The 21,496-nt window shown below is 64.7% G+C and carries 19 protein-coding genes and 2 rRNA genes; 15 read left to right on the top strand and 6 right to left on the bottom strand.

Translation table 11 applies throughout. From position 1 onward, the window contains the following. The first annotated feature begins 42 nt into the window (after positions 1–42). The 5 genes from CEY09_RS26670 (at position 43) to CEY09_RS26650 (ending at position 5,863) form a co-directional block, all read left to right on the top strand. A complete protein-coding gene (locus CEY09_RS26670) occupies positions 43–933 on the top strand; it encodes a DMT family transporter (RefSeq protein ID WP_088590924.1) in 891 nt (296 codons plus the stop codon). 31 nt (positions 934–964) lie between these two features. After that, positions 965–1,471, top strand: a complete 507-nt coding sequence (locus CEY09_RS26665) for a MarR family winged helix-turn-helix transcriptional regulator (protein WP_088590923.1) — start codon at positions 965–967, stop codon at positions 1,469–1,471. 108 nt (positions 1,472–1,579) lie between these two features. Beyond that, positions 1,580–3,034 carry an efflux transporter outer membrane subunit gene (locus CEY09_RS26660; RefSeq protein WP_088590922.1) on the top strand — a complete coding sequence of 485 codons (1,455 nt, stop codon included), beginning with the start codon at positions 1,580–1,582 and terminating at the stop codon, positions 3,032–3,034. A gap of 22 nt (positions 3,035–3,056) precedes the next feature. After that, on the top strand, positions 3,057–4,250 hold the full coding sequence (locus CEY09_RS26655; protein ID WP_088590921.1) for an HlyD/EmrA/EmrK family protein: 1,194 nt from the start codon (positions 3,057–3,059) through the stop codon (positions 4,248–4,250). Further along, positions 4,247–5,863, top strand: coding sequence for a DHA2 family efflux MFS transporter permease subunit (locus CEY09_RS26650; RefSeq protein ID WP_234818413.1), 1,617 nt, complete (start codon positions 4,247–4,249; stop codon positions 5,861–5,863). The genes CEY09_RS26655 and CEY09_RS26650 overlap by 4 nt, the downstream gene beginning before the upstream one ends. A gap of 30 nt (positions 5,864–5,893) precedes the next feature. Here CEY09_RS26650 and CEY09_RS26645 read toward each other — a convergent pair whose 3' ends face one another. From CEY09_RS26645 to CEY09_RS26635, 3 genes are all read right to left on the bottom strand, one after another. Next, the gene (locus CEY09_RS26645; RefSeq protein ID WP_088590920.1) at positions 5,894–6,880 is read right to left on the bottom strand and encodes a hypothetical protein; all 987 of its coding nucleotides are present in this window, start codon (positions 6,878–6,880) and stop codon (positions 5,894–5,896) included. A 32-nt stretch (positions 6,881–6,912) separates the two neighbouring features. Further along, on the bottom strand, positions 6,913–7,980 hold the full coding sequence (locus CEY09_RS26640; protein WP_006227562.1) for a tartrate dehydrogenase: 1,068 nt from the start codon (positions 7,978–7,980) through the stop codon (positions 6,913–6,915). A 120-nt stretch (positions 7,981–8,100) separates the two neighbouring features. After that, positions 8,101–9,630 (bottom strand): helicase HerA-like C-terminal domain-containing protein, encoded by a 1,530-nt coding sequence (locus tag CEY09_RS26635; protein ID WP_167390169.1) that lies wholly within the window; start codon positions 9,628–9,630, stop codon positions 8,101–8,103. Positions 9,631–9,792: 162 nt separating this feature from the next. Here CEY09_RS26635 and CEY09_RS26630 point away from each other — a divergent pair, with 162 nt between their 5' ends. The 7 genes from CEY09_RS26630 to CEY09_RS26600 all read left to right on the top strand — a co-directional run bounded on the left by CEY09_RS26630 (position 9,793) and on the right by CEY09_RS26600 (position 15,030). Then, complete coding sequence (locus tag CEY09_RS26630; protein ID WP_006227564.1) at positions 9,793–10,524, top strand: YebC/PmpR family DNA-binding transcriptional regulator; 732 nt, start codon at positions 9,793–9,795, stop codon at positions 10,522–10,524. 71 nt (positions 10,525–10,595) lie between these two features. Beyond that, positions 10,596–11,903, top strand: coding sequence for a phosphoribosylamine--glycine ligase (gene purD, locus CEY09_RS26625; RefSeq protein ID WP_006227565.1), 1,308 nt, complete (start codon positions 10,596–10,598; stop codon positions 11,901–11,903). A 14-nt stretch (positions 11,904–11,917) separates the two neighbouring features. Then, the gene (gene hemF, locus CEY09_RS26620) at positions 11,918–12,829 is read left to right on the top strand and encodes an oxygen-dependent coproporphyrinogen oxidase (protein WP_088590919.1); all 912 of its coding nucleotides are present in this window, start codon (positions 11,918–11,920) and stop codon (positions 12,827–12,829) included. Beyond that, on the top strand, positions 12,826–13,413 hold the full coding sequence (nadD, locus tag CEY09_RS26615) for a nicotinate (nicotinamide) nucleotide adenylyltransferase (protein ID WP_088590918.1): 588 nt from the start codon (positions 12,826–12,828) through the stop codon (positions 13,411–13,413). Before hemF ends, nadD begins: the two co-directional genes overlap by 4 nt. Before the next feature lie 74 nt (positions 13,414–13,487). Further along, positions 13,488–13,892, top strand: a complete 405-nt coding sequence (gene rsfS, locus CEY09_RS26610; protein WP_006227568.1) for a ribosome silencing factor — start codon at positions 13,488–13,490, stop codon at positions 13,890–13,892. 9 nt (positions 13,893–13,901) lie between these two features. Further along, the gene (gene rlmH / locus CEY09_RS26605) at positions 13,902–14,372 is read left to right on the top strand and encodes a 23S rRNA (pseudouridine(1915)-N(3))-methyltransferase RlmH (protein ID WP_006227569.1); all 471 of its coding nucleotides are present in this window, start codon (positions 13,902–13,904) and stop codon (positions 14,370–14,372) included. Positions 14,373–14,406: 34 nt separating this feature from the next. After that, entirely contained in the window at positions 14,407–15,030 is a 624-nt protein-coding gene (locus tag CEY09_RS26600) for a Maf family protein (protein ID WP_088590917.1), read from the top strand. 80 nt (positions 15,031–15,110) lie between these two features. On the opposite strand, the gene CEY09_RS26595 is transcribed toward CEY09_RS26600, so the two are convergent. Further along, entirely contained in the window at positions 15,111–16,457 is a 1,347-nt protein-coding gene (locus CEY09_RS26595) for a dicarboxylate/amino acid:cation symporter (RefSeq protein ID WP_088590916.1), read from the bottom strand. A 406-nt stretch (positions 16,458–16,863) separates the two neighbouring features. On the opposite strand from CEY09_RS26595, the gene CEY09_RS26590 reads away from it, so the two are divergent. The 3 genes from CEY09_RS26590 to CEY09_RS26580 all read left to right on the top strand — a co-directional run bounded on the left by CEY09_RS26590 (position 16,864) and on the right by CEY09_RS26580 (position 20,813). Continuing rightward, positions 16,864–18,723: a sensor histidine kinase gene (locus tag CEY09_RS26590; protein ID WP_088590915.1), complete on the top strand. Its 1,860-nt coding sequence runs from the start codon at positions 16,864–16,866 to the stop codon at positions 18,721–18,723. Then, positions 18,720–20,135, top strand: a complete 1,416-nt coding sequence (locus CEY09_RS26585) for a sigma-54-dependent transcriptional regulator (RefSeq protein WP_088590914.1) — start codon at positions 18,720–18,722, stop codon at positions 20,133–20,135. Before CEY09_RS26590 ends, CEY09_RS26585 begins: the two co-directional genes overlap by 4 nt. Positions 20,136–20,237: 102 nt before the next feature. Next, positions 20,238–20,813 (top strand): GNAT family N-acetyltransferase, encoded by a 576-nt coding sequence (locus tag CEY09_RS26580; RefSeq protein WP_088590913.1) that lies wholly within the window; start codon positions 20,238–20,240, stop codon positions 20,811–20,813. A gap of 166 nt (positions 20,814–20,979) precedes the next feature. On the opposite strand, the gene rrf is transcribed toward CEY09_RS26580, so the two are convergent. Both rrf and CEY09_RS26570 read right to left on the bottom strand, forming a co-directional pair. Then, positions 20,980–21,092, bottom strand: a 5S ribosomal RNA gene (gene rrf / locus CEY09_RS26575). A 200-nt stretch (positions 21,093–21,292) separates the two neighbouring features. Further along, positions 21,293–21,496 (bottom strand): 23S ribosomal RNA (locus CEY09_RS26570); the annotation flags it as partial.

The following is a 21,496-nucleotide window of genomic DNA, read 5'->3' as shown; positions in this document are numbered from 1 at the left end:
TGCACGCCCATCTATGCTTTTTGGCATCAAATTCCCCTACGCATGACCCGACAACGCGCTCTGACCCAAATCCATATTGCCGCCGTGCTATTCGGCCTGACCGGCGTCTTCGGGGAGTTGATCCAGGCCAGCGCCGCCGTCATCACGCTGGGGCGGGCGATCTTCGCGGTGATTTCGCTGGGCGTGTTTGCCCGCATGCGTCGCAAGCCCCTGCTGGGCGTCCTGACGCCTGCGCAGCTGTTCGTGCTGGTGATCGCCGGCGCGCTGCTGGCCACGCACTGGGTCACCTTCTTCATTTCGGTCAAGGTCGGCGGCATCGCCATCGCCACGCTGGGCTTCGCCAGCTTTCCTGCCTTCATCACGCTGTTCGAAGGCCTGATCTTCCGGGAGCGCATCCGGGCGGCCGAGTGGATGCTGCTGGGGCTGGTTACCGCCGGCCTGGTCCTGGTCACGCCGTCTTTCGACTTCGCCGACCAGGGCACGATCGGCCTGGCGTGGGGGCTGCTGTCCGGCCTGACCTTCGCCCTGCTGGCCCTGAGCAACCGCCGGTCGGCCTCCGGCATGGACCCGATGCAGGTGGCCTGCTGGCAGAACGTGGTGGTGGCGCTGGTCATGGTGCCGTTCGCCGTGGGCCAGTTGCCCGCCTTGCCCGCCGTGGATTGGTTCTGGCTGGCCTTGCTGGGCATTTTCTGCACGGGGCTGTCGCACTATCTGTTCGTCTCCAGCCTGACCCGCCTGAATGCGCGGACCGCCGGCCTGGTGATCGCCCTGGAACCCGTCTACGCCATCGCCTTCGCGTGGGCGCTCTTCAGCCAGGAGCCCACGCCGCGCATGATCGCGGGCGCCGCCCTGATCGTGGCGGCCATCGTCTGGTCGGGCCTACGCAAGAGCGCGGCCACGGAAGCCGGTCCGGCCCCAAAAACACAGCCTTGACAATAACTGACTAGGCAGTAAAATTCGGCGCATGAATGCCGAAACTCCCCCGCCGTCGTCAGATACTCCTACCCACTACCGCAACGACAACCGCTGCATGGTGGAAGACAACGCCGGCTACCTGATCAAGCTTGCCTATCATTCCCTGACCCGGATGCTGGACCAGGAAATGGCCCCGCTGGGCCTGACCGCCATGCAATGGCGACCGCTCGCCATGGTGTTCCTGGGCCGTGCCGATACCCCCGCCGAACTGGCGCGGTTAAACGACATGGACACCGGCGCCATGACCCGCGCGCTAGACCGCCTGGAAGCCAAAGGCCTGCTGCGCCGCACGCGCAGCCAGACTGACCGCCGCGTCGTCAAGATCGAACTCACGGAATTGGGCGAGGCCAAGGCCCGCGAAATCCCCCAGAATATCGCCCGTTCGCTGAACCATCACCTGCGGGGTTTTTCGGCGGACGAAGTCACTCAGTTGATGCATTTCATGCGCCGCATGATCGCCAACGGCTCCGCCTCCAGCGCCGCGCCTGAACGCTGACGGCGCTCTCCCCCTGCGCGCCCCACCCCATTCACCTGGGGTTTTATTTGGCATAATATTTGCCTAGGCAAATACAGATTAATCAATTACTTTCAGCAAACAGTCAGGATGAAACGCCTTCTTTCTACCGTATTGGTGCTGGCCCTGAGCGGTTGCGCACTGATGGAACCCGGGCCCGAGCCCGTTGCGGCGCTGGATGCAGCCAAGCTGGGACTGACCGGCGGCCAAGATACGGCCTGGCCCAACACGCAATGGTGGCAGCGCTACGGCGACACCCAACTCAATGCCCTCATGGACGAAGCGCTGGCCAACAGCCCGTCGATGAGCGCCGCGCAAGCCCGCCTGGCCAAAGCCAATGCCGCCGTCAGCACGGCCCGCGCTCCACTGATGCCCCGCGTGGATGCCGATTACTCGCTGACCCGCGAACACCTCTCGTCGGACTACATCTACCCGGCCCCGCTGGGCGGCTCCGTCGTCAGCGACAACCGGCTGGCGCTGGACTTCAGCTATGAGCTGGACTTCTGGGGCAAGAACCGGTCGCGCCTGAAGTCGGCCGTATCCGACCGCGAAGCGGCCGTCGCCGACGCGCAAGCCGCCCGCAATATGCTGGCCAGCGCCACGGTCCGCGCCTATCTGAACCTGCAGAATGCCTTTGCGCAGCGCGACGTGCTCAAGCGCGTGATCGCGCAACGCGCCGACGTGCTGTCCCTGACGCAGGGCCGCTACACCGCCGGCCTGGACACCCAGGTGGAAGTGAAGCAGGCGGAATCGTCGCTGGCCGCCGGCCGCGTGGAATTGACCCAGACCGAAACCACGCTGGCACAGCTGCGCAACCAGGTCGCCGCGCTGACCGGCGCGGGCCCGCAACGCGGCCAATCGCTCGTGGCTGTCGACTTGACCGCCCCCGCAGGGGTCGTGCCGGCCCAAATCCCGCTGGATCTGCTGGGCCACCGCCCCGACGTCGTCGCGTCCCGCTGGCGCGCCGAGGCCGCCCGCAGCGCCATCGATACCGCAAAGGCCGAGTTCTACCCCAACGTCAACCTGACCGCCTTCGCCGGCTTCCAGGCCTTGGGAACTGGCAACCTGCTGGGCGCCGCTGCGCGCACCGCCGGCTTCGGTCCGGCCATCACGCTGCCCATCTTCCACGGCGGCGAATTGAACGCCAACCTGGCGGGCCGCCGCGCCGACGCCGATCTGGCCGTCTCGGACTACAACCAGTCCGTGCTGGACGCCGTGCACCAAGTGGCCGATGCGCTGGACGGTTTGCGCCTGCTGGATCAGGAACGGGCGCAACAACGCCAGGCCCGCGAAGCGATCGAAGCCGCCTATGACCTGGCGGTGAACCGCTACAAGGCCGGCCTGGGCAACTACATCACCGTGCTCATCGCGCAAACCGGCGTGCTGACGCAAGCCCGCATGGACACCGACCTGCGCATCCGCGCGTATCAGCTGGATGCCAATCTGGCCAACGCGCTGGGCGGCGGCTATGCCCCAGGGACCGAGCCAGGCGCCGCGCCTGCCGCCCAGGCACCGTCCGCCCCCGCCACGAACCCCATTCATTGAACGATCCCCGGATTCAGACGTCATGAACGCTGCCACCCCCAACACCAACCCCGCCCGTAAACGCCTGCTGTTGCTGGCCACCGGCGTCTTCATTCTTATCGCCGTCGCCTACGGTATCTGGTGGGCCCTGTTCGGCGCCCACTTCGAAAGCACCGACGACGCCTACGTGCACGGCAACCTGGTGCAGATCACGCCGCAAGTGCCCGGCACGGTCATCGCCATCGAAGCCGATGACACCGAGACCGTCGTTGCCGGCCAGCCGCTGTTGCGCCTGGACCCTGCCGACACCGACGTGGCCCTGCAACAGGCTCAGGCCAAACTGGCGCAGATGGTTCGCCAGGTCCGCATCTACTACGTGCAAAATGATGCGCTGGCCGCCGACGTCGATCTGCGCAACGCCGACATCATGCGCGCCCAGGCCGAACTGACCCGCGCGCAAAGCGACGTCACTCGCCGCCAGCAACTGGCCAAGTCCGGCGGCGTCAGCGGTGAAGAAATCCTGCACGCCGAGGCCGCCCTGAAGTCCGCCCAGTCCGGCCTGGCGCAAGCCCGCGCCTCGCTGGCCGCATCGCGCGCCAAGCTGGCCACCAACCAGGCCTTGACGCAGGGCACGACGGTTGCCAACCATCCCGACGTGCTTCAGGCCGCGGCCGGTCTGCGCAATGCCTGGCTGGCGCAGTCCCGCACGGTGCTGCCGGCGCCTGTCAGCGGCGTCATCGCCCGCCGCAGCGCGCAAGTCGGCCAGCGCGTCGCCCCCGGCAATGCGCTGATGACGGTGGTTCCGCTGGATCAGGTCTGGGTGGAAGCCAACTTCAAGGAAGGCCAGCTGCGCAAGATGCGCATCGGCCAGCCGGTCAAGATGGTGGCCGACCTGTACGGCAGCGCGGTGACGTACCACGGCAAGATCTCGGGCCTGGATGCCGGTACCGGCAGCGCCTTCGCCCTGCTGCCCGCGCAGAACGCCACCGGCAACTGGATCAAGGTGGTGCAGCGCGTGCCCGTGCGCATCACGCTGGACCCCGAAGACCTGAAGACGCATCCGCTGCGCGTCGGCCTGTCCATGGACGTAGAAGTCGATGTGGGCAAGCAGGAAGGCGAGCCGCTGACGCAAGCCTCCCGCAAGGAACCGGCCTGGTCGACCCGCGCCTTCGAACCCGCGCACGATGAAGTCGACACCATGATCACCAAAATCATCCAGGACAACCTGGCATCATGAGCACGACCGCCCAGCCCGCGGGCGCTGGCGCGCCCGACGTGCCGCCGGTCCTGCCGGCAGGCACCTACCCCCCGCTGGAAGGCGCGACCCGCATCATCGGGTCGATCGCCCTGTCCACCGCGGTCTTCATGAACGTGCTGGACACCTCGATCGCGAACGTGTCCATCCCCACCATCTCGGGCGACCTGGGCGTGAGTTCCAGCCAGGGCACCTGGGTCATCACGTCGTTCGCCGTCGCCAACGCCATCACCGTGCCCTTGACCGGCTGGCTGACGCAGCGCTTCGGCCAGGTACGGCTGTTCCTGATTTCAACGCTGCTGTTCGTGCTGGCGTCTTGGCTGTGCGGCTTTTCGCCGTCGCTTGAGGCCCTGATCGCCTTCCGCGTCCTGCAAGGCGCGGTGGCCGGCCCGATGATTCCGCTGTCGCAGACGCTGATGCTGGCCAGCTTCCCCAAGTCCAAGGCGGGCATGGCGCTGGCGGTGTGGTCCATGACTACGCTGGTCGCGCCCGTTGCCGGGCCACTGTTGGGCGGCTGGATCTCGGACAACTACACGTGGCCCTGGATCTTCTACATCAACGTGCCAGTCGGCCTGCTCGCGGCCTGGATCAGCTGGCGCATCTATGGCAACCGCGAATCCCTGACGCGCAAGCTGCCCATCGACAAGCTGGGCCTGGTGCTGCTGGTCGTCTGGGTCGGCGCCTTGCAGATCATGCTGGACAAAGGCAAGGAACTGGACTGGTTTGCCAGCCCGACCATCATCGCGCTGGCTGCGACCGCCTTCGTGGCCTTCGTCTTCTTCCTGATCTGGGAACTGACCGACGCCCACCCCGTCGTGGACCTGCGCCTGTTCAAGATCCGCAACTTCACGGTCGGCGCCCTGACGCTGGCGGTGGCGTACGGCGTCTTCTTTGGCAACGTCGTGCTGCTGCCCCTGTGGCTGCAAAGCAATATGGGGTACACCGCGACCTACGCCGGCTTGGTGACGGCGCCGGTGGGCCTGCTGGCCATCCTGCTGACGCCGCTGGTGGGCAAGATGTTGGCAACGCGGGATCCGCGCCAGATCGTGACGGTGGCCTTCCTGATCTTCGCACTGGTCTGCTTCATGCGTTCGGGCTTCAATACCCAGACCGACGTGCGCACCCTGATGATTCCGACCATCATCCAGGGCGCGGCGATGGCGGCATTCTTCGTGCCGCTGACCTCGATCACGCTGTCCAGCATTGAACCGTGGCGCATCCCCGCGGCCTCGGGGCTGTCGAACTTCCTGCGCCTGACGGCCGGCGCGTTCGGCACCTCGATCGCCACCACGCTGTGGGAAAACCGCGCCACCATGCACCACTCGCAGCTGACCGAAATCGCCAAGCCCGGCCAGCAGGCGTTCGACCAGACGCTGAATTCCTTGCAGAACGGGTTGGGCATGTCGCACCAGCAGGCCCTGACCATGGTGGACGGATTGATCAATGCGCAGGCGTTCACCATGTCCGCCGTGGACGTGTTCTACGCCTCCGCGATCATCTTCCTGATGCTGACGGGGTTGGTCTGGTTCGCGCGCCCCCGCTCCACCAAGGCCGGCGGCGGCGGCGCGGCCGAAGCGGCGGCCGGCGCGCACTGACCGCGCATGGCCGAAAAAAAGGGCGCCTTCTCAGGCGCCCTTTTGCATGGCCGGTTCTTCTTTCAGCAGAACCTGCCAGTCCTTGCGTTCGATGATGTCGGCCGACAAGGCGCTGACCGGCGACAGGTTGAATACCGACACTCCCCGGGCCCGCCACTGGGCGGCCGCAAACCGGAACGAGGGCTCAATCAGATTCGCGAACTTGCGCGCCAGGCGGCTGGACTGGGGCTGCGCGCCCTCGTCATAGAAACGCAGGCCGTGCTGAACGGTCAGGTCCAGGCCGTGCACATACACCTGGCGGGCGCCGCCAGACACCAGTACCTGCAGCGCGGCGTAGGCCACCGTGTCGGCGTCGAATACGCCGAGCGACGCATCGAAGCTGTAACCCATGCCTTGCTTCGCATCCAGTAATTGCACGTCAGGCGTTGCCGCAGCGATCCGCTTGAGCATCGCGGGCGCAGCGCTGCGCTGATAGGCCCGCTCGGAAATCAATTCGATGATGCAGATCCGGCAGCGGATCTCGTCCTGCGGAATGCCTTGCATGATGTAGCGCAGGACTTCGGGGAACACGTACAGCGTCAGGTCGCGCCCGACGATTTCGCGCACCAGCTCGATGCGATCCCGCACGAAGTTCTGGTCGATGATGCAGTAATACTTGAACGGCAGGTCGAACTTGCGCGCAAGCGCAATCGCGCCATTCACCCCCATCGCGACACGGATGTCCAACTGGTCGTAGGGAATCTGAGCAACCGACGGGCCGCTCAGGATCAAATGCACCGTCTCATCGGCGGGGTCGTAGCCATGCGCCAGCGGCGTGATGGGAAGCGACCGGCCAAAGGCGCGGAAACCGCAAATCACCCCCGACCGGTCCCGCCAGATGCGCACGAACGGCCACAGATGCTGGTTATGCCGTTGCGTGCGCGAACGCAGCAGGCGAAACAGCTTGCGCACAAAGCGGTCGGCCCGCCCGCCCCCCACAGGTGGGGTGGCGGGCAGGGGAATGATCGAGTTTTCCATCAACTAGCCTGGCTGGCCGTACCTGAACAAGCCTAACCGGCGGAAATCAGCGACGCGATCGCGTCGCCGACTTCGACAGTCGAAGCATTGCCCTTCATGTCCCGGGTGCGCGGACCGTCAGCCAAGACCGATTCGATCGCTTTCACCACCGCGGCCGACGCCTCGGGGTACCCCAGGAAATCAAGCATCAAGGCGCCACTCCAGATCTGCCCGATCGGGTTGGCGATGCCCTTGCCGTAGATGTCGGGCGCCGAACCGTGCACCGGCTCGAACAGCGACGGGAATTTGCGCTCCGGATTCAGGTTCGCCGACGGGGCGATGCCAATTGTTCCCGTGCACGCCGGCCCCAGGTCGGAAAGGATGTCGCCGAACAGGTTGGAAGCCACCACCACATCGAACCAATCAGGATGTTGCACGAAATGCGCACACAGGATGTCTATGTGATATTTGTCCCACCGCACGTCCGGATAGTTCCCGGCCATGTCGGCCACGCGCTCGTCCCACCACGGCATCGAAATCGAAATGCCGTTGGACTTGGTAGCGGCGGTCAGGTGCTTGCCACGCTTCTGGGCCAGTTCGAAGGCGAATTTCAGCACGCGGTCGGCGCCGATGCGCGTGAACACGCTTTCCTGGATGACGACTTCGCGTTCGGTCCCCTCGAAGAGGCGGCCGCCGCTGTTGGAGTATTCGCCTTCGGTGTTCTCGCGAACGATGAAGAAATCGATGTCGCCAGGCTTGCGGTCCGCCAACGGGGACGGCACGCCTGGCATCAGGCGAACTGGGCGCAAATTGATGTATTGATCAAATTCGCGACGGAATTTGAACAGCGAACCCCACAGCGCTTCGTGATCCGGCACCGTGGCGGGCCAACCGATGGAACCGAAGAATATCGCTTCGTGCTGGCCGATCTGCGCCTTCCAGTCGTCCGGCATCATCTTGCCGTGCGTGGCGTAATAGTCGCAGCTCCAGTCGAAATGATCCCACTGGAAATCAATGCCGAAGCGCGCCGCAACGGCATCCAGCACTTTCAAGCCTTCAGGCACGACCTCTTTGCCAATCCCGTCTCCTGGAATTACCGCAATCTTGTGTTTCTTAGCCACCACGTTTCCTTAGTTTTCCTTTGATAGACCGCCCAGAATCATAGGCATAAACGGGCGCGCCGCAACACCCCCCGTTACAAAACGGTGGTGTCGCCATTTTCGACTAACGGCGAGGCGGTTTCAGCGCCGGCTCTTCGATCCCAGCAAGGATCCCAATATGCCCCGCGTCAGCTCCCGGGCAATCGATCGGACCGTGCTTTTGGCCATGGTCTGGACAACGCCGTCGCGCTTGCCGCCCCGCGGACCGGTCGACCCGAACAGCACGTCGTTCAGGCTGTCCATCAGGCCGCCCCCCGACGCCTCGGCCGGTGGCTCGGCACCCGCAGCCGGCTTGGCCGGCGCGCCCTTGGTCTGCACCTGATCGGCCGGCGCCGCCGCGCGGCCGGCCAGGACTTCGTAGGCGGATTCGCGGTCGATGGCCTTTTCGTATTTGGCCGCCAGCGGGCTGCCCTGGCGCAGCGCCTGGCGCTCGGCATCCGTCGCCGGACCGATCCGGCTGGCCGGTGGCACGATGAAGGCGCGCTCGGTGGGCATAGGCCGGCCTTTTGCGTCGAGTAACGACACCAGGGCCTCGCCCACGCCCAGTTCGGTAATGGCCGCTTCGATATCCAGCCCCGGATTGGGGCGCATCGTCTGCGCCGCCGTCTTGACGGCTTTCTGGTCGCGCGGCGTGAACGCCCGCAAGGCATGCTGAACGCGGTTGCCCAACTGGCCAAGGACGGTATCGGGGATGTCCAACGGGTTTTGTGTCACGAAATAAACGCCCACGCCCTTGGACCGAACCAGGCGCACGACCTGCTCGATCTTGTTCAGCAGCGCCGGCGGCGCATCGTTGAACAGCAGGTGCGCCTCGTCGAAGAAGAACACCAGCTTGGGCTGGTCCATGTCGCCCACTTCCGGCAGCTTTTCGTACAGGTCAGCCAGCAGCCACAGCAGGAAAATGGCGTACAGGCGCGGCGCCTGCATCAGTTTGTCGGCCGCCAGCACGTTGACCATGCCGTGGCCCTGGGCGTTCGTGCGCATCAGATCGGCCACGTCCAGCATCGGTTCGCCGAAGAATTTCTCGGCGCCCTGGGACTCCAGCGCCAACAGCCCGCGCTGGATGGCTCCGACGCTGGCCGACGACACGTTGCCGTAGCGGGTCTTGAGCTCGGCCGAGCGGTCGGCCACGTTCTGGAGCATGGCCCGCAGGTCTTTCAAGTCCAGCAGCAACTGCCCTTCGTCATCTGCGACCTTGAACACCAGGGTCAGCACCCCTTCCTGCGTGTCGTTCAGTTCCAGGATGCGCGACAGCAGCAGCGGCCCCATATCGGTAATGGTGGCCCGCACAGGCAGCCCTTGCTCGCCAAAGACGTCCCACAGCGTCACCGGGCTCGCGCCCCAGGCCGGTTCGGCCAGGCCCAGGCTCTTCAAGCGTTCGGACAGCTTCGGGCTGGCCGCGCCCGCCTGGGAAATACCGGTCAGGTCGCCCTTGACGTCGGCCATGAAGACCGGCGTGCCGATGCGGGAAAAGGATTCGGCCAGCACCTGCAGGGTGACGGTCTTGCCGGTGCCGGTGGCGCCGGTGATGCATCCATGCCGGTTGGCCAGGGCGGGCAGCAGCGCCAACTCGGCCTGTGCATTTTTGGCAATGACGATGGGGTTGGGCATGTGCAGCGCTCCGGACCAGGGAATCAGAGGGGATGCCCAAGTGTAGAGCCTGCCGCCCGGCTTGTGCGCGTGGCAATAAGGACACAGGCGCCTGCCCGCCGGGCGCGCGGGCCGCCGGCACGGTAAAATGCCATTTTTGCAGACAATTTCTCCTGGGAAGCCATGGCCGGACACAGCAAATGGGCCAATATTCAGCACCGTAAAGGGCGTCAAGACGCCAAGCGCGGCAAGCTGTGGACCAAGATCATTCGTGAAATCACCGTGGCGGCGCGCGCCGGCGGCCCCGACCCGGACAGCAACCCGCGCTTGCGCATGGCCTGGGACAAGGCGACCGACGCCAACATGCCCAAGGACAACATCCAGCGCGCCATCCAGCGTGGCGCCGGCGGTGCCGACGGCGACGCCTACGAGGAAGTCCGCTACGAAGGCTACGGCATCGGCGGCGCGGCCGTCATCGTCGATTGCATGACCGACAACCGCACCCGTACCGTGGCGGAAGTCCGCCACGCCTTCGCCAAGAACGGCGGCAACCTGGGCCAGGAAGGCTCGGTGGCCTTCATGTTCAAGCACTGCGGCCAATTCGTGTTTGCCCCCGGCACGCCGGAAGACAAGGTCATGGAAGCCGCGCTGGAAGCTGGCGCCGAAGACGTCCTGACCGACGAGGAAGGCGTGATCGAAGTCGTTTGCGCGCCGGCCGACTACGCCGCCGTACGCAAGGCGTTTGACGACGCGGGCCTGAAGGCCGAAGTCGACGGCATCGTCATGAAGGCCCTGAACGAAACCGAACTGGCTGGCGAAGACGCCATCAAGATGCAGAAACTGCTCGACGCCCTGGAAGGCCTGGACGACGTGCAGGAAGTCTATACGACCGTCATTTTCGACGAAGCGCAGTAAATCCCACCCTGTTGACGCACGGGCGGCCCTTGCCGCCCGCGCGCCAGTGGCAACCTTCAGACTCACGCAACATGAAACTCCTGGTAATTGGCTCGGGCGGCCGCGAACATGCCCTCGCCTGGCGGCTGGCCCGCTCCCCGCGCGTACACAAGGTGTACGTCGCTCCGGGCAACGGCGGCACGCAACGGGCCGAGCAGATGGAAAACATCGCGCTCACCAATGCCGAGGAATTGGCTGATTTCGTCCAGCGCGAAGGGATCGCCCTGACGGTCGTCGGCCCCGAAGCGCCGCTGGCCGCGGGTGTCGTGGACGTGTTCCGCGCCCGTGGCCTGAAGATCTTCGGCCCCACCAAGGCCGCTGCGCAGCTGGAAAGCTCGAAGGACTACGCCAAGGCCTTCATGGTCCGGCACAACATCCCGACCGCCCGCTACGAGACCTTCACCGATCCGGCCCTGGCCCACGCCTATATCGACAAGGAAGGCGCCCCGATCGTGATCAAGGCCGACGGCCTGGCCGCCGGCAAGGGTGTCGTTGTCGCCACCACGCTGGAAGAAGCCCACGCCGCCGTCGACGCCATGCTGGGCGACGGCTCCATGGGCGCCGCCGGCGCGCGCGTCGTCATCGAAGAATGCCTGGTGGGCGAAGAGGCCAGCTTCATCGTCATGTGCGACGGCCGCAACGTGCTGGCGCTGGCCACCAGCCAGGACCACAAACGCCTGCAGGATGGCGACCAAGGCCCCAACACGGGCGGCATGGGCGCGTATTCGCCCGCCCCCGTGGTCACGCCGGAACTCCACCACCGCATCATGCGCGAAATCATCCTGCCGACGGTGCAAGGCATGACGCGCGACGGCATTCCCTACACGGGCTTCCTGTACGCCGGCCTGATGATCGCCCCCGGCGATGATCCCGACCGCGCCATCAAGACCCTGGAGTTCAACTGCCGCATGGGCGACCCGGAAACGCAGCCCATCATGATGCGCGTCAAGAGCGACCTGCTGGATGCCCTTGAGCACGCCGTGGAAGGCACGCTGAACCAGGCCGACATCGTCTGGGACCGCCGCACGGCGCTTGGCGTGGTGCTGGCTTCGCACAACTACCCCAACACCCCGCGTACCGGCGACGTCATCCGCGGCCTGCCCGCCGACGCCGAAGACTGCATGGTCTTCCACGCCGCCACGGAACTCGACGGCGACGAAACCAAGACCACCGGCGGCCGCGTACTGTGCGTCACGGCCCTGGGCGACTCGGTCAAGATGGCGCGCGACCGCGTGTACGAAGCCATCGACGGCATCCATTTCGATGGCCGCCAATACCGCAGCGACATCGGCTGGCGCGCGCTCAAGCCGTCGCAGCAAAAACCCAAGTCCCACGCCTGAAGGGAAAGCGATAGATGAACGCCTTGCCCGTCGCCTCGGTCCGCGACTACCTCACCGGCTTACAGGCCCGCATCGTCGACGCCCTGGAAGCAGCGGAAGGCGGCGCCTTCCGCGCCGATGAATGGGTCCGGCCTGAAGGCGGCGGCGGCCTGTCGCGCCTGCTTGAAGGCGGCAAGCTGTTCGAACGGGCGGGCGTGCTGTTCAGCCACGTCAAGGGCACGAAGCTGCCCCGGTCGGCCAGCGCCCACCGCCCCGAGCTTGCCGGGCGCAGTTGGGAGGCCATGGGCGTGTCGATGGTGCTGCACCCGCGCAACCCGTATGTGCCCACCACGCACATGAACGTGCGGATGTTCATGGCCGCGGCCCGTCCCGGCCACACGGAATCCGACGTGTTCTGGTTCGGCGGCGGCATCGACCTGACGCCTTACTACCCTTTCGAAGAAGACGCCCGGCACTTCCACACGGTCTGCCGGGATGCGCTGGCGGCGCATGGGGCCGAGTACTACCCGCGCTACAAACGCTGGTGCGACGAATATTTCTTCCTCAAGCACCGCAACGAAACCCGCGGCATCGGCGGCATTTTCTTCGACGACCTGAATGCGCCGGGGTTTGACGCCTCGTTCGCCCTGACGCGCTCGGTCGGCGACGCCTTCCTGCCCAGCTATCTGCCCATCGTCGAACGACGGCGCGAACTGCCCTATTCCGAGCGCGAGCGCGACTTCCAGGCGTATCGCCGTGGCCGCTATGTCGAATTCAACCTGGTCTTCGACCGCGGCACGCTGTTCGGGCTGCAATCGGGCGGCCGCACGGAATCGATCCTGCTGTCCATGCCCCCGCTTGCGCAGTGGCGTTACGACTGGCAGCCGGAAGCGGGTACCCCCGAAGCCGAGCTCGCCGCCTACCTGACGCCGCGGGACTGGGTTTGAAACGCATCGGTCTCCTGGGCGGCAGCTTCGACCCCGTCCACGTCGCGCATCTCGCCTTGGCGAAAAACGCCCTGCAAACCCTGGGCCTGGCGGCAGTCGAACTGATCCCCGCCGCCAACCCCTGGCAGCGCGCGGCCCTGCACGCCACCGGCCAACAGCGTTGCGCCATGCTGGACCTGGCGATCGCCGGCCATGACGGCCTGGTCGTCAATCCCATTGAAATCGAACGCGGCGGCGCGACTTACACCATCGACACCCTGCGCGCCCTGCCGCAGGACGCGCGCTATGTCTGGCTGCTGGGCGCCGACCAGTTGGCCAATTTCTGCACCTGGCGCAACTGGCGCGACATCGCCAGCCTGGTTGACCTGGCGGTGGCCACCCGCCCCGGCACCCCGTTGACGCCCCCGGCCGAACTGGCCGCCTGGCTGGGCGAACAGGGACACAGCCTGGAAGAACTGCCTTTTGCCCCCATGGCAGTGTCCGCCTCCGAGATCCGCCGGCGCCTGGCTGCCGGCGAATCCACCGATGGCCTGCTGCCCCCCGCTGTCGCCGCTTATATTGCGGCGCACAAGCTTTACCGATAAACCCACACCCGCCGGGCGCCCAAAGCGCCACGGAGCCGGCATCCGCCGTCCGTCCGCGGGTTATATTTGCAGCTATGGATATAACGAAACTCCAACGCGCCGTCATCGATGCCCTCGAAGACGTCAAGGCGCAAGACATCAAGGTCTACAACACCACGCATCTGACGAGCCTGTTCGATCGCGTCGTGATTGCAAGCGCCACCTCAAACCGCCAGACCCGGGCCCTCGCCTCCAGCGTGGCTGACAGCGGCCGTGCGCTGGACTTGTCCGGCATCACCATCGAAGGCGAAGACACCGGTGAATGGGTCGTCGTCGACTTGGGCGACGTCGTCGTGCACATCATGCAGCCTGCCATCCGCCAGTACTACAACCTGGAAGAGATCTGGGGCGGCAAGCCGGTGCGCGTGAAGCTCCTGCCCGAATCCACTCGTGCGGCGCCGATCCCCACCGACAGCGGCTACGACGACGCCGAAAGCTGAGTTCCTGCCGTGAAACTGATCGTTGCGGCCGTGGGCACGCGGATGCCGGACTGGGTAGAAACCGCCTGGGCCGACTACGCGAAACGCCTGCCGGCCGACTGCGCACTTGAACTGCGCGAGATCAAGCCCGAACCCCGTACCACCGGCAAAACGCCGGCCCAGATGATGGCGGCGGAAGCCAAACGTATCGAAGCCGCGCTGCCTGCCGGCGCGTTGCGGCTGGCGCTGGACGAACGCGGCCGCGACTTGACCACGATGGCCTTGTCGCAAAAGCTGGAGCAGTGGCGGGCAGGCGGACAGGATGTCGCCTTCCTCGTCGGTGGGCCGGATGGGCTCGACCCCGACCTGAAAGCCTCGTGCAGCGGTCAACTGCGCCTATCATCCCTGACGCTGCCGCACCCCATGGTGCGCGTGGTGCTGGCCGAGCAGCTCTACCGGGCCTGGGCCATCATGACCAACCATCCTTACCACCGCGCCTGACCGCTGGCCGGGCCGGCGCCCATCCTGTTCCCGCATGCCTCAGACAGCCGACTCCGAATCCCCCGCCCGCCTCTACCTTGCCTCGGCTAGCCCGCGGCGGCGCGAATTGCTGACGCAGATCGGCCTGGCCCATGAAGTCCTGCGGGTACCGGCGCCTCCGGGTGAAGACGAACCCCAGCATCCGGGAGAAAGCGCGGCCGACTACGTCCGACGCACCGCGCGCGACAAAGCCTTGCGCGGGCGCGACTGGATGAACAGTCAAGCCCTGCCCCACCTGCCGCTGCTGGCTGCCGACACCACCGTTATCCTGGATGGCGCCGTGCTGGGCAAACCGGCCGACCGTGACGACGCCCTACGCATCCTGCGTGCCCTGTCCGGGGCGGCCCATGAAGTGCATACCGCCGTGGCCGTCTGGACGGGCGATCAACTGCTGGAAGCCGTCTCGATCACGCAGGTTCGCATGCGCGAGCTGGGCGACGACGAAATCGGCCGCTACTGCGACAGCGGAGAACCCTTTGGCAAGGCCGGTGCCTATGGCATCCAGGGTCTGGCGGGCACCTTCATCTCGCATATCTCCGGCAGCTACACGGGCGTGATGGGCCTGCCGCTGTTTGAAACGGCCAATCTATTGCGGGCAGCGGGTATCCAGACACCCTGAGCCCCGCCGCACGATCAAAAAAAAATCCCCCGCGGTCTTGCGACCCGGGGGATTTTTCATTGCAGGGCAGTTTCCGCGGTTTACGCCGTATGGCTCAAGGGCGTCTGGACGTCGCTGGCCGGAACGGCGTCGGGCAGCGCCGGCGCCTGGCCGTCAAGCGCTGCATGCAATTGTTCCTGATCCAGCTCGCCTTCCCAGCGTGCCACGACCACGGCGGCGGTCGCATTGCCGACCAGGTTCGTCAGCGCGCGGCATTCCGACATGAAGCGGTCCACGCCAAGGATCAGCGTCATCCCGGCGATCGGCACGGACGGCACGACGGACAGCGTCGCGGCCAAGGTGATGAAACCCGCGCCCGTCACGCCAGCGGCGCCCTTCGAGCTCAGCATCGCCACCGCCAGCAGCAGGATCTGATCCCCGAGCGACAACGGAATATCGCAGGCCTGCGCAATGAACAGCGCCGCCATCGTCATGTAGATGTTGGTGCCGTCCAGGTTGAACGAGTACCCCGTGGGCACCACCAGGCCGACCACCGACTTCGAACACCCGGCGCGCTCCATCTTCTGCATCAAGGTGGGCAGCGCGGCCTCGGACGAACTCGTGCCCAGCACCAGCAGCAGCTCTTCACGGATGTAGCGCACCAGCTTCAGGATCGAGAAGCCGTTGTAACGAGCCACCAGACCCAACACCACCACCACGAACAGCACCGACGTGGCATAGAACGTGCCCACCAGCATCGCCAGGTTCACGACCGACTTGATGCCGTACTTGCCGATAGTGAACGCCATCGCCCCAAAGGCGCCGATCGGGGCCGCCTTCATCAGGATGGCGACCAGCTTGAAGATCGGCTGGGCCAAAGCCGTCATGAAGTTCAGGATGGGCTTGCCGCGCTCGCCGACCATCGCCAGCGCAATGCCGAACAACACCGCCACGAACAGGACCTGAAGGATGTCCCCGCCCACGAACGGGCTGAAGATCGTCGTCGGGATGATGTTCATCAGGAAACCGGTGATCGTCGAATCGTGCGCCTTGGCCACGTAGGTCGCCACCGCCTTTTCATCCAGCGTCTTGGGGTCGATGTGCATCCCGGCACCCGGCTGGACCAGATGGCTGACCAACATGCCCACGATCAGGGCCAGCGTCGAGAAGATCAGGAAATACAGCATAGCCTTGCCCGCCACGCGGCCGACTTTCTTCAGGTCGCTCATGGCGGCAATGCCGGATGCCACGGTCAGGAAGATCACCGGGGCGATGATCATCTTCACCAGCTTGATGAAGGCGTCGCCCAGCGGCTGCATCTGCTGGCCGAGTTCAGGCTTGAACGCGCCCAGCAAAATGCCCACCACGATGGCGAACACCACCTGGACATAGAGGATTTGATAGAACTTGAGCTTGCGCGCAGGCGCGCCGTGATCCACGTCGATCATTGGGTTTGTCCCCACCAATGCCCCTTGCCCCGGGCGGCTGAGCGCGGCGGGCGACGGAGCGTTATCTGTTTTTTGGCTCTGCGTTATCGCCGCAAGCCCATTTCACCGGGCATTCCCTGCCAGGCTTGCATCGATATATGCAAGAGCCGTGCCAGGGTTAGGAACGGCCTGCGTTGACTGCCAAACCCTTGATATTTCGGCATTTCCCTGCAATTCGATCGCATTTGGGCTACGCATTTCGGCGGAAAATCACACAAAAACCGGATAGAATGTGCGGAAAACCGCACACACCATGACGACTCGCCCTTCCTCCTCACCGCCCGCCCGCCAAGGCTGGGATCAAGCCGCCGCGCCGCTGCAACAGCGACGTTCGCCCGGCGACGGGTCGTGGCTGGGGCGAACGGTCATGGTGCTCATCGCCGTCGCCGTTGTTTTCGGCGTGCTGCATGTCGCCACGCAATGGGCGCGCGATGGCGCAGTCAAGGCCGCCGCCGTGCAAGCACGCGCCGCCGGTCAGATCAATGCCGCCCTGCTCCGCAACAACCTGGACAAATTCAGGGCGCTGCCTTTCGTGCTGACGCGCGACGTCGACGTGCGGGCGGCGCTCCAGGGGGCATCTGCCGCACAGATCGAATCGCTGGACGAAAAACTCGATACGCTCAGCCGTGGCGTCGGCGCGTCCGCCATCTACCTGCTGGACAAAAAAGGCCTTGCGATTGCCGCCAGCAACTGGCGCGAACCGGCGACTTTCGTCGGCGTGGACTACCAGTTCCGGCCTTACTTCCAAGGCTCCGTCAGCCGCGGCTTCGCAGAACACTTCGCGTTGGGCACGGTCAGCCATGAAGCCGGCCTGTACCTGTCTCGGCGCATCGACGACACCAACGGCGCGTTATTGGGCGTCATCGTGCTGAAGGTGGATTTCCGCGACCTGGAGTCCGACTGGCGCCAGTCCAGTGCGCCAATCTTCGTCACCGACGAACACGGCGTGGTGCTACTGGGCAGCATCCCCGGCTGGCGCTTCGATGTCCTGACCCCGCTTGCGCCCGATATGGCGCAGAGCTTGCGCACCAGCCTGCAGTTTGGCGACGCGCAGTTCCGGCCGCTGCCGCTGTCGCCGCCGCTCACACCGGTCAGCACAGGCCAGCTGGTGCGCACCGATGACGCCTTGCCGCCCTTGCCCAAGGGCGCGCCTTTGCTGCACACGACGCTACCCATCGTCGAATCGCCGGGCTGGACGTTGCACCTCCTGACCCCCGTGCAGACGGCCATGAACCAGGCAAGCGCCAACGCGCAATTGGGTGCCCTGCTCGCCCTGAGCCTGCTGGCCGCCGCCCTGGGTATCGTGCTGGTCCGACGGAACCGCCAACGCGAACGCGCGGAACAGCAGGCCGCCATCCAGGCGCAGCTGGCGTCACTGGTGGACGAACGCACCGCCCAGTTGCTGGCGGTCAATGAGCAACTGACGGACGAGATGGACGAGCGCCAGCGCACAGAGGCCCGGCTGCACACCATGCAGGATGAACTCGTGCAAGCCAGCAAGCTTGCCCTGCTGGGCCAGGTCGCCGCCGGCGTCGCGCACGAGATCAATCAACCGGTCGCTGCCATCCGCGCCTACGCGGACAACGCATCCGAATTCCTTCGCCGCGCAGATGCCGGCTCTGTTCAGGAGAACCTGGGCACCATCGCCTCGTTGACCGAACGCATCGGCCACATCACCGGTGAACTGCGCGCGTTTTCCCGCAAGGCCGGCGCCTCGGTGGGGCCCACCAGCCTGAAGGAAGCGCTGGACGGAGCCCTGCTGCTGGTCGGCCCCCGAGCCCGCCGCCAAGGCGTCACGCTGCAGCGCCCGCTTGATGGCCAAGACTGCCTTGTCCGTGCCAACCGCGTACGGTTGGAACAGGTGCTGGTCAACCTGCTTCAAAACGCGCTCGAAGCGCTGGAAGGCCGGCCGGACGGACGCGTCGTCGTCGCGCTTGAAGACCTGGGCGCAACGGTGCAGGTCCACGTCAGCGACAACGGCCCCGGCCTGTCGCCGGCCGCCCGGGCACGCCTGTTTACGCCATTTCAAACCAGCAAACCGGAAGGCCTGGGCCTGGGATTGGTCATTTGCCGCGACATCGTCAATGAATTCGGCGGCGAATTGCGCGCGGCGCACCCCACCGACCCGGGCTTTCCCACTCCACACGGTCCTCAACAGGGGGCCATGTTCACCCTGACGCTGCGCAAGGCAGCCCCCGGAACATCCGTTCCGGCCCTCACGCCATGACTCGCGCCCCTGCTCCGCTTTCCTCCCCTTCCGCCTCCACGGAGGAATCGCTACGCCAGCCCACCCCGCCTCACGTCGTCTTCATCGACGACGATGAGGAATTGCGACGGGCAAATGTCCAGACGCTGAAACTGCACGGCATGACAGTCGATGCCCACGGCTCGGCTCGCGCAGCGCTACCTCATCTGCACCGTGAATTTGACGGAGTCGTCGTGACGGACATCCGCATGCCCGATATCGATGGCCTGCAACTGTTCCACCGCCTGCGCGATATCGATCCCGAGCTCCCCGTCATTCTCATTACCGGCCATGGCGATATCGCCACTGCCGTTCAATGCATGCGCGACGGCGCGTACGACTTCCTGGCCAAGCCCTATCCTCCCGACCGACTGCTTACCGCGATCACCCACGCCGCCGAGAAGCGGCGTCTGATCCTGGAGAACCGGCGTCTGCGAGAAGCCGCATTTGCAGTGGAAGCCGACGAAGTGCCTTTCATCGGCACTACGCCCGCCATGCAACGCATCAAGCAGACGCTGCGCCATATCGCGGACGCCGATGTCGACGTGCTCGTTGAAGGCGAAACCGGCACCGGCAAGGAAGTCGTGGCCACCGCGCTCCATCGGCTCAGCCGCCGTCGGCATCACGCCCTGGTCGCGATCAATTGCGGCGCTTTGCCCGAAAGCGTCATCGAAAGCGAATTATTCGGACACGAACCCGGCGCCTTCACCGGCGCCCAGAAAAAACGTATCGGCCGCATCGAACACGCCAGCGGCGGCACCCTGTTCCTGGACGAAATCGAAAGCATGCCCTTGGCCGTGCAGGTCAAGCTGCTGCGCGTTCTCGAATCGCGTCAGATCACCCCACTGGGCAGCAATGACGTCCGCAACCTGGATCTGCGCGTCGTCGCCGCCACCAAGGAAGATCTGGGCAGCCCTGCCATCCGCGCCAAATTCCGTGAAGACCTGTTTTATCGGTTGAATGTCGTCACGATCCGCATTCCGCCCCTGCGCGAACGCCGCGACGACATCCCGCTGCTCTTCGCACACTACCTCGGCCATGCATCGCGCCGCTTTCACCGCGACATCCCGGAGATGCCCGCGTCGATCAAGCAATATGTCATGACGCACGATTGGCCAGGCAATGTGCGGGAACTCGCACACTTCGCTGAACGCGTGGTCCTGGGCGTGTTGAACAGCCCCTCGCAGGAAACACCGCCTGTGCACGACGCGACGCAAAGCCTGCCGGAACGGATGGAGCACTTCGAAGCGCAGCTCATACGCGACGCGCTGTCCGCACATCAAGGCGACATCAAAGCCACGCTGGAGTCGCTCGGCATCCCCCGCAAGACCTTCTACGACAAGCTTCAACGCCACGGCATCGATCGCCAACAATACTTGCGTGGCCCGGATTGACCCAGCCAGTTGACGCTTCGCCAGACCATTGACCGGAGGATCCAAGCCCGGCAGGCAAGGCTTCGTGATCCCGCCTCCCCTCACTCCGACAGGCAGAGCTTCGTGATTCCCCTTCCCCTCGCTTTTCCCGCCAACGGGCTTCTCACGCCGAGGCTACGCCTGGTACCGGCGGCGGTATCCCATGCAGCCAGCGTTCGCGCGTATCTGCTGGACAACCATGACTATTTGCAGCCCTGGGAACCGCTGCGCCATGCCGGCTTCTTTGAACACTATGCCGTCGCCGAACGGCTGCAAGGGATGGCTCAGCGGAACGCCAACGGCGAGTCGCTTCACTTGCTGTTGTTCATCCCGGATACCGACGAGCTCATTGGCGTCTGCAACTTCAGCAATATCGTCCGGGGTGCATTCCAAGCGTGCCATTTGGGCTATTCGATTGCGGAACAATGGCAAGGTCAGGGTTTGATGCGGGAAGGGTTGACGGCTGCCATCGCCCACGTCTTCCAGAACATGAAGCTGCATCGGATCATGGCCAATTACCGCCCCGAATATGCGCGCAGCGCGCGCCTGCTGTCCAGCCTGGGCTTCCAGCGCGAAGGAGAGGCACGGTCATATCTGCAAATCAACGGTGCCTGGCACGATCATATATTGACCGCACTGATAAACCCCGCGGATCTCTAATCGCGCACACCTTCTTGAATCCTCCGCTCCAACGCAAAACCCCCTCGCGGCGCCAGCCGCGAGGGGGTTTCTTTATGGCTAAGCCGTTTTGCTAAGCCGTATTGCCAATCCGTTTTCCCAAAGACAAAACCCCACAGGATTACCTGTGGGGTTTTGCGGAATAAAAGCCTGACGATGACCTACTTTCACAGACGTCCGTCCACTATCATCGGCGCGAAGGCGTTTCACTGTCCTGTTCGGGATGGGAAGGAGTGGTACCACCTTGCTATGGTCGTCAGGCGTAACTGGTTGAGCGGCTGCGGTTTAGGCAACTGCTCCAATCTTGGAAGAAACACAACGTGTGGTGATCAGAGACTAGCTCGATGATCACGCACAGGGGGATGTAATTGGTGTTGGCTGGCTGCTGACGGTGCAGCCAGATTTTGTATTGAACGACACTTGGAACGCTATATCACCAGGTCAATAACCATCAGTGTTATAGGATCAAGCCTCACGAGCAATTAGTATCGGTTAGCTTAACGCATTACTGCGCTTCCACACCCGACCTATCAACGTCCTGGTCTTGAACGACTCTTTAGGGGGATCAAGTCCCCGGGATACCTAATCTTCAGACGAGTTTCCCGCTTAGATGCCTTCAGCGGTTATCTCTTCCGTACTTAGCTACCCGGCAATGCCATTGGCAT

The organism is Achromobacter marplatensis, assembly GCF_002209535.1.
Taxonomy (GTDB): Bacteria; Pseudomonadota; Gammaproteobacteria; order Burkholderiales; family Burkholderiaceae_B; genus Achromobacter; species Achromobacter marplatensis.
The sequence above is the reverse complement of the archived record's forward strand: the minus strand, read 5'-3'. Positions and strand labels throughout refer to the sequence as shown.